This window comes from Streptomyces sp. SPB074 (assembly GCF_000154905.1).
Taxonomy (GTDB): Bacteria; Actinomycetota; Actinomycetes; order Streptomycetales; family Streptomycetaceae; genus Streptomyces.
Genome location: NZ_GG770539.1, coordinates 287,347 through 295,245, shown reverse-complemented (window position 1 = coordinate 295,245; position 7,899 = coordinate 287,347). Strand labels below are relative to the sequence as shown.

The window sequence follows — 7,899 nt, the reverse complement described above, 5'->3', positions numbered from 1 at the left end:
TGCGCGCCCACGCCGCCCGGACGCTGCCGGACTACATGGTCCCGAACTTCGCGGCCTTCCTGCCGGCCTTCCCGGCGACGGGAAACGGCAAGCTCGACCGGGACGCCCTGCCCTGGCCGCTCCCGGCGCCCGACGCGCCTGCCGACCCGGCACCTGACGCTCCTGCCGATCCGGCCTCCGACGCTCCCGCTGACCCGGCACCTGACGCGCCTGCCGACCCGGCACCTGACGCGTCTGCCGATCCGGCAGCTGAAGCTCCCGCCGACCCGGCCCCCGCCCGTCCGCAGGAACCGGTGCCGACGCCCGGAGCCGGCTCCTCCTTTCCGCCCGCCGAGGAACTGGCGGCGGAGATCGGCGCGTTGCTGGCCGACCTCATCGGCGTGCCCGAGCTGGACCCCACGCTGGACCTCTGGGACCAGGGCGCCACCTCCTTCACCCTGGCCCGGCTCTCCTCGGAACTGCGGGCCCGCCACGGGCGCCGCGTCCCCGTCTCCGCGCTGCTGGCGGAGCCCACCGTCGCCGGGATGGCCCGCCACCTCGCGGGAGGCGGCGGCGACCGGCCGGAAGCGGCCCCGCCGGGCCCGGCGCTTCGCGAGCCGGTCGTCCCCGGCCCGGCGCTCCCGGAGCCGGAGCTCCCCGCGCCCGTGACCGAGGGCGAGCGGCCCGCCCAGGAGCCGCCGCGGGCCCCGGACAGCGTGGAGTTCTTCTCGCCCGAGGACCGCGCGCGCTTCAAGTCGGGTGCCTGGCACCTGCGGCGGCGTTCCGCCGAGGAACCCCTCCTCGCGCTGGGGGGCCCGAGGCAGCCCGCCGACCGCTACCTGGAGCGCGCCACCCACCGGGACTTCGCGGCGGGGCCGCTCGCGCACGACGCCTTCCTCCGCTTCCTGGCCGCCCTGCGTCCCGGGCCCGCCGACGAGGGCGCCCACCGCCTCTACGCGTCCGCCGGGAACACGTACGCCGTGCAGACGTATCTGCACGTCAAGCCGGACGCCGTCGAGGGCGTGCCCGGCGGCCTCTACTACCACCGGCCGGACGAGCACGCCCTGCAACGCCTCACCGACGAGCCCGGGTTCGACCGCACCGTCCACTTCTCCTACAACCGCCCCGTCTTCGACCGCGCCGCCTTCGAGGTGTACCTCGTCTCCGAGCCGCGCGGCATCGAGCCGCTGTACGGCGAGGAGTCGCAGCTGTACCTGGCCGTCGAGGCCGGATACATGGGGCAGTTGCTCATGGGCGGGCAACGCGAGAGCGGCGTCGGCCTGTGCGCCGTGGGGAACCTCGCCTTCGACCGCGTCCGCGACGCGCTCCGCCTGCACCCCGGCCAGCGGCTGCTGCACTCCTTCCTCGCCGGTCCGCTGCCCGAGAACTCCCCGCTGCGGGCCCGCCCGGCCCCGGAGTCGCGGACCCGTCCGCCCCGGGAACGGCGGGCCGCCGCCCGGCCGGGCCCGGCCGCCGCCCCGGCACCGGCGGACACGGCCGTCATCGGCGCCGCCGGGCGCTACCCCGGCGCGCACGGCCTGGAGGAGTTCTGGGAGAACCTGCGCTCCGGACGCCGCGCGCTCGGCCCCCTGCCCGCCGAACGGGCGGCCGCCTTCGCCGCTCCCGGCAGCGGCCCCGGGACGGAGCAGGCGTGGCCGCACGGCGGCTTCCTGCGCGGCGACGACGGGTTCGACGGACGGCTCTTCCGGATCTCGCCGCAGGAAGCGGCCTCCCTGGACCCCCAACTGCGGCTACTGCTCCCCGTGGTGTGGCAGTGCCTGGAGGACGCCGGTCACACCCCCGGCAGCCTCACCCGGGACGGCGAGCGCGTCGGCGTGTTCACGGCGACCATGTGGCACGACCACCGGCAGACCGGCGAGGCCCGCTGGCGGCAGGGCGCCCCGGCCCACCTGCCGGGCGCCGCCTCCGACCTCCCGGCGCGGATCGCGCACTGCCTCGGCTTCGAGGGCCCCGCCGTCGCGGTGGACACCGCCTGCTCCTCCTCGCTGGCCGCCCTCCACCTGGCCGTGACCAGCCTCCGCCAGGGCGAGTGCGACGCGGCCCTCGTGACCGGCGTCAACGTCGTCTCCCACCCGTACCACCTGGCGCTGCTGCGCGACCTGGGCCTCGCGGCCGAAAAGCCGTCGGCCGGGGCCTTCGGTGACGAGGACGGCGGCTGGTCGCCCGGCGAGGGCGCGGGCGCGCTGCTGCTGCGCCCGCTCGGCGCCGCCGTCGAGCGCCGCGACGTCCTGCACGCGGTCGTGGAGGCCACCGGCGCCGGGGCGGCCGGACGGCCCGGGCCCTTCGGGATGCCCGCCGCCGACCCGCTCGCCCGCTCCCTCACCCGGATGCTGCGCCGGCACGGGCTCGACGGGGCCGACATCGGCTACGCCGAGTGCGCCGCATCGGGCGCCCTGCTCGCCGACGCCGCCGAACTCGACGCCCTGCTCAGCGCCCTGCGCCCGTCCGGCACCCCGGGGCGGCTGCTCGTCGGCACCGTGAAACCGCACATCGGGCACCTGGAGGCGGCCTCCGGGCTCTCCCAGCTCACCAAGGTGCTGCTGCAACTGCGCGCGCGCACGCTGGCCCCGACCGCCGTCGCCCCCCGGCGCTCCGAGCTGCCCGACTGGACCCGGCTCACCGTCTGCGACACCGCCCGCCCCTGGACGCCCGTCACAGCGGGCGCGCCCCTGCGGGCGCTCGTCAACGCCGTCTCGGCCACCGGCGCGTACGGCCACGCCGTGCTCCGCTCCGCCGAAGGCGCCGACCTGTGACCCGGCCCGCCCCGGCCGGGCCCGACCGAAGGGAAGCACTGCGGTGAGCGGTACCTGGCTCAAGAACGGCGACGCCACGACGGACGCGCCACTGCGCCTGTTCTGCTTCGCCCACGCCGGAGGCGGCGGCGGCTTCTTCCGCCCCTGGCGGGAGCTGCTGCTCCCGGAGATCGAGGTCTGCCCGGTGATCCTGCCCGGCCGCGAGACCCGCGTCGCCGAACCCGCCTTCCGGACCATGGAGGAACTCACCGACCCGCTCTGCGAGGGCCTCGCCCCGCACCTGGACCGGCCGTACGCGCTGTTCGGCCACAGCACGGGCGCGGCCATCGCCTACGAGGTCGCCCGCCGCTTCCAGGACGACCCGGCGCGCGCCCCGCGCCGGCTGCTCGTCTCGGGGCGGCGCGCCCCGCACCTGGCGGCACGGCGCCCGCCGTTCGCGGGGCTGCCCGACGACGACTTCCTGCGGGTCGTCGCCGAACTGGGCGGCACCCCCGAGGAGGTGATGCGCCAGCGTGACCTGATGCGGATGTTCCTGCCCCCGCTGCGCGCCGACTTCCACCTGAACGAGAGCTACCGGCCGCTGACCGGCCCCCGGCTGCGCTGCCCGCTGTCCGGTTTCACCGGCGACCACGACCCGGAGGTCACCCCGCTCGAACTGGGGCTGTGGCGCGCCACGAGCGACGGCCCCTTCCGGATGCGGGTGTACGAGGGCGACCACTTCTACCTCGCCGGACTGCCCGAACCACTGCGCTCCGACCTGCGCCAGGACCTGTGCGAGGACATCCGCGAGACGGTGTCCTGACGCGGGGCGCGGGGCGCGGGGCGCGGGGCGCGCGATGCGAGGAACCGGGGGGCGCTGGGGCGCCGTGCCGTCACGGCGGCCCCGCGTGCCGCACCACCGTCACGTCCGGCCCGTGGCCCCGCCGCAGCGCCACCGCGACCACGTGCCGTGCGCCGGGCGACCACTGGGCGAACTGCCACAGCAGCCCGTCGTCGTCGGCCGCCGTGAGCCGCGGCGTACCGGAGGCGTCCGGTACGACGGCGTAGGAGTCCGGGGGCAGCAGGAACCCCAGGCCGCGTGCCTTGCCGTACGCCTCCTTCAGCGTCCAGTGCCGCAGGAACACACCGAGGCGCCCGTCGGGCGGCGCCGCGCGGACCCGCGCCGTCTCCCGGGGGTGGAACATCGTGCGGGCCACCCGCAGCGGGTCCACCGAGCGGTCGGTGACCTCCACGTCGACGCCGCAGTCCAGCTCCGGGCAGACCAGGCAGACGGCGAGGCCCGGGGCGTGGGCGACGCTGAAGCGCAGCCGGGGCACGACGGCGGGACCCGCGGTCTCGGGGCGCCCGTGCGACCCCGTCGTGAACCGCCAGCCGGCCGGCGCCACCTCGGGCACGCAGCGGCTCAGCGCGGTGCGCAGCAGCGTGCGGGCCGTGACGTACAGGCGGCGGTCCGTCTCGCGGTGGAAGGCGGCGGAGCGCCGCAGCTCCCGCGCCGACAGCACGGCGGCGTCCCCGTAGGTGTCCGGGGGGGCGGCCCACACGTGCGCGAGGGGAGCACCGGTCACCGCGTCGTGCAGCGGGACGCGGGACGGTGACGGCGGCCCCCCGGACACGGCGGTCTCCTCACCGGTGACGCACGGCCGCCGGGCTCCCCGGGGGCGACCAACGATCCTGCGGCGCGGGCAAACGGCCGCGCCGTGCAAAAGTGAGCAGATTGGCGGCGGCCCCGGCGGTTACAACCGGGAGAGCCGGGGCCCGGTAGCGGGCCCCCGACCGCGGGAGCGAGCATGGCCGTCGGCATCGAGGCGATCAACGCCTATGTGGCACGCGCCTGTTTCGACGTGGAAGAGCTGTTCCGCGGTCGCGGCCTGGACCTGAGCCGCTTCGACAACCTCATGATGCGCCGCAAGTCGGTCAACCTGCCCTGCGAGGACGCGGTGACCAACGCCGTCAACGCGGCGAAGCCCGTCCTGGACCGGCTGACCCCCGAGGAGCGCGACGCCGTCGAACTCCTCGTCGTCGGCACCGAGTCGGGACTCGACCTCGGCAAGCCCATCTCCACGTACATCCACCACCACCTCGGTCTCAGCCCGCGCTGCCGCTCCTTCGAGGTGAAACACGCCTGCTACGGGGGCACCGCCGCCCTCCAGACCGCCGCCGGCATCATCGGCGCCTCTCCCGTGGAGACCGCGAAGGCCCTGGTGATCGCGGCGGACGCGCCGAGCGCCGCGGCCCGGGGCACTTACTGGGAACCCTCGGAGGGCGCGGGCGCCGTCGCCCTCCTCGTCGGCCGCGACCCGCGGGTGCTGGAGATCGACCCCGGGGCCAGCGGCCTGCACACCTTCGAGGTGATGGACACCCTGCGGCCCCGCCCGGACCTGGACTACGTCGACTCCGACGTGTCCCTGCTCTCGTACCTGACCTGTCTCGAACGCAGCTTCGCCGCCTACCGCGAGCGCGTCGCCGGGGCCGACGTGGTCGACAGCTTCGCGCACCTGGTCCTGCACACCCCGTTCGCCGGGATGGTCAAGGGCGCCCACCGCAAACTGCTGCGCGCCCAGAAGGGCTGGGGCTCCGCCGAGGCCGCCGGGGACTTCGCGCGCCGGGTCGCGCCCACCCTGCACTACGGCTCCCAGGTCGGGAACCTCTTCTCCGCCTCGCTCTACCTCGCCCTGTGCTCCCTCCTCGACCACGGCGAGCCCGAGACCCCGTGCCGTATCGGCCTGTTCTCCTACGGCTCCGGGTGCGGCTCGGAGTTCTTCAGCGGCGTGCTCGGCGAGGACGCGGCGCGCACCGTCGGCCGCATGGGGATCGGCGCCGCGCTGGACGCCCGGCGGGCGCTGAGCATGGCTGAGTACGACGCCGTCACCGAACTCGGCGGCGACCGGGCGTTCGGCGTCCGCGACCTCGTCACCGACACCAAGCCCTACGCGGACCTGTACGGCGAGCTGTTCGAGGGAGCCGGGCTGCTCACGCTCGACCGCATCGAGAACTTCCACCGCCTCTACTCCTGGAGCTGACCGACCGATGAGCCACGGCACCGTCCGCGTCCGGTACGAGCATCCGGCCGTCCTGCGGATCACCCTGAGCCGAGCCGAACGGGGCAACACCCTCGACTCCGCCCTGATCGCGGACCTGCACGAGGCCCTGGACGAGGCCGAGAAGTCCGGCACCTGCCGCCTGGTCGTGCTCGACTCGCCGGGACAGGTGTTCTGCAACGGGATGGACATGGCCGAGGCGGCGGACGGCATCGGGACGGAGCCCGGCCACGAGGGGGCGACCGGCGGGACGGACCCGAACGGGTCCGCGTTCTTCGGCCTCATGCGGCGGCTCACCGAGACACCCCGGCTGACCCTCGCCTGCGTCGACGGGCGGGTGGCGGGCGGCGGGGTGGGACTCGCCGCCGCCTGCGACCTCGTCCACACCACCGAACGCGGCGTGTTCAGCCTCCCCGAGGCGCTGTGGGGCCTGCTGCCGTGCAGTGTGCTGCCCTTCCTGGCCCGCCGCACGGGCCACCGCACCGCGGGCGTCATGACCCTCACCACCCTGCCGCTCACCGCGCAGGAGGCCGTGCGCCAGGGACTCGCCGACGAACTGTCCCCGAACGCCGACGCGCTGACGCGCCGCCTCCTGTCCCGGCTGACCAAGATCGACGGAAGGATGATCGGGGAGGCCAAGGGCTACCTGTCCGCGCTGCGCCCCGTCACCGCCGACACCGAACGGCGCGCCGTGACCGAGTTCGCCCGGCTCGCCGCCGCACCCGGCGTACGCGAGGGCATGGCCCGCTTCGCCGCCGAGGGACGCTACCCGTGGGAGCGGTGAACGCCGGGCCCCCGCCCGCGCCGGACGCCGCACGGGAGGGGACCCCGGGGCGGGTCGTGTGGGCGTTTCCCGGCCAGGGCTCCCAGCGCAAGGACATGGGAGCCGGGCTCTTCGACCGCCATCCCGCCGTGCTCGCGCGCGCGGACGCCGTGCTCGGCCGCTCGATCCGCGCGCTGTGCGCCGACCAGACCGCCCTGCGCGACACCCGCGTGCTCCAGCCCGTCCTGTACACCATCGGCGCGCTGACCTACCTGGACCGCGCCGCGAACGAGCCGCAGCCCGACTTCATGATCGGGCACAGCCTCGGCGAGTACACCGCCCTCTTCGCCTCCGGCGCCCTCGACTTCGAGGCGGGCCTGCGGCTCGTCGTGGCCCGCGCCGAGATCATGGGACGGGCGCACGGCGGCGGGATGCTCGCCGTCGTCGGCCTCGGCGTCGAGCGCCTGCGGGAGATCATGCGCCGCGAGGGCGCGGACGACATCGACGTCGCCAACCACAACTCACCCGTGCAGACCGTCCTCTCCGGCCCCGAGGACTCCGTCCGCGCCCTCGCCCCCGTGCTGCGCCGCGAGGGCGCCGGCAAGTGCGTCCTGCTGCACATCAGCGTCGCCGCCCACTCCCGCTACATGGCCCAGGCAGCCGACGAACTCGGCGCCGTCCTGGACACCGTCGCCTTCCGCGCGCCCCGCGTGCCCGTCATCTCCAACGTCACCGCCCGCCCCCACGAGGCGGACCGGATCGCGGACCGGCTGCGCGCGCACATGTGCCACGGGGTGCGCTGGTGGGACAGCCTGGCCCACCTCGTCGCCCAGGGCGTCACGGAACTGGTGGAACTGGGCTCGGGGAGCGTGCTGACGAAGCTGTGGGCGGTCGCCCGCGAAGAACTCGTCCCCCCTCCCGCCGTCCCGGACCTCACCGGAGGCGGGCCGGAGCGGGACCCGCGACCGGGCGCGGACGGGCACGACGCGGCGTCACCGGAGGCGGGTGCGATCCCGCCAGTGCCACCCGAGCCTGCCACGGCCCCTCCGGCGCCACCGGAGCCTGCCACGACCCCCCAGGCGCAGGCGCAGGCGCAGGCACCGGCCCCGCGCCGTACCCCCGTCACCCCCGGGCGACTGGGCTCGGCGCGGTTCCGGGAGCGTTACGGGACGGGGCTGGCCTGGATCGTGTCCGGGACGGGGGACGGGGCCGCCGGCGAGGAGGTCTGCCGGGCCGCCCGCGCCGCGGGGCTCGCCGCCTGCGCCGACCCCGCCCCGGCGACCCCCGCACCGGCATCCCTGGAGGAGGCGGGCCGCGACGGCCGGGGCATCGGGCTGCGCCCGGG

6 protein-coding genes are annotated in these 7,899 nt (G+C 76.1%); 5 read left to right on the top strand and 1 reads right to left on the bottom strand.

The window, feature by feature from the left end:
• Window positions 1-2,753 (top strand): beta-ketoacyl synthase N-terminal-like domain-containing protein (locus tag SSBG_RS01225; protein ID WP_037868634.1); only part of this gene is annotated, 2,753 nt, incomplete at its 5' end.
• Between the two features lie 43 nt (window positions 2,754-2,796).
• A complete protein-coding gene (locus SSBG_RS01220; protein ID WP_008744415.1) occupies window positions 2,797-3,555 on the top strand; it encodes a thioesterase II family protein in 759 nt (252 codons plus the stop codon).
• Between the two features lie 70 nt (window positions 3,556-3,625).
• Here the strand turns inward: SSBG_RS01220 and SSBG_RS01215 are convergent, their stop codons facing one another.
• The gene (locus SSBG_RS01215) at window positions 3,626-4,366 is read right to left on the bottom strand and encodes a 4'-phosphopantetheinyl transferase family protein (RefSeq protein WP_008744414.1); all 741 of its coding nucleotides are present in this window, start codon (window positions 4,364-4,366) and stop codon (window positions 3,626-3,628) included.
• A 174-nt stretch (window positions 4,367-4,540) separates the two neighbouring features.
• Between SSBG_RS01215 and SSBG_RS01210 the strand changes: the two genes are divergently transcribed.
• The 3 genes from SSBG_RS01210 to fabD form a co-directional block, all read left to right on the top strand.
• Window positions 4,541-5,773 (top strand): hydroxymethylglutaryl-CoA synthase family protein, encoded by a 1,233-nt coding sequence (locus tag SSBG_RS01210; protein ID WP_008744413.1) that lies wholly within the window; start codon window positions 4,541-4,543, stop codon window positions 5,771-5,773.
• A 7-nt stretch (window positions 5,774-5,780) separates the two neighbouring features.
• Window positions 5,781-6,575 (top strand): enoyl-CoA hydratase-related protein, encoded by a 795-nt coding sequence (locus SSBG_RS01205; RefSeq protein WP_008744412.1) that lies wholly within the window; start codon window positions 5,781-5,783, stop codon window positions 6,573-6,575.
• Window positions 6,563-7,899, top strand: a 1,337-nt coding sequence (gene fabD / locus SSBG_RS01200) for an ACP S-malonyltransferase (protein ID WP_078491192.1), incomplete at its 3' end; no start/stop codon positions are given. The genes SSBG_RS01205 and fabD, both read left to right, overlap by 13 nt.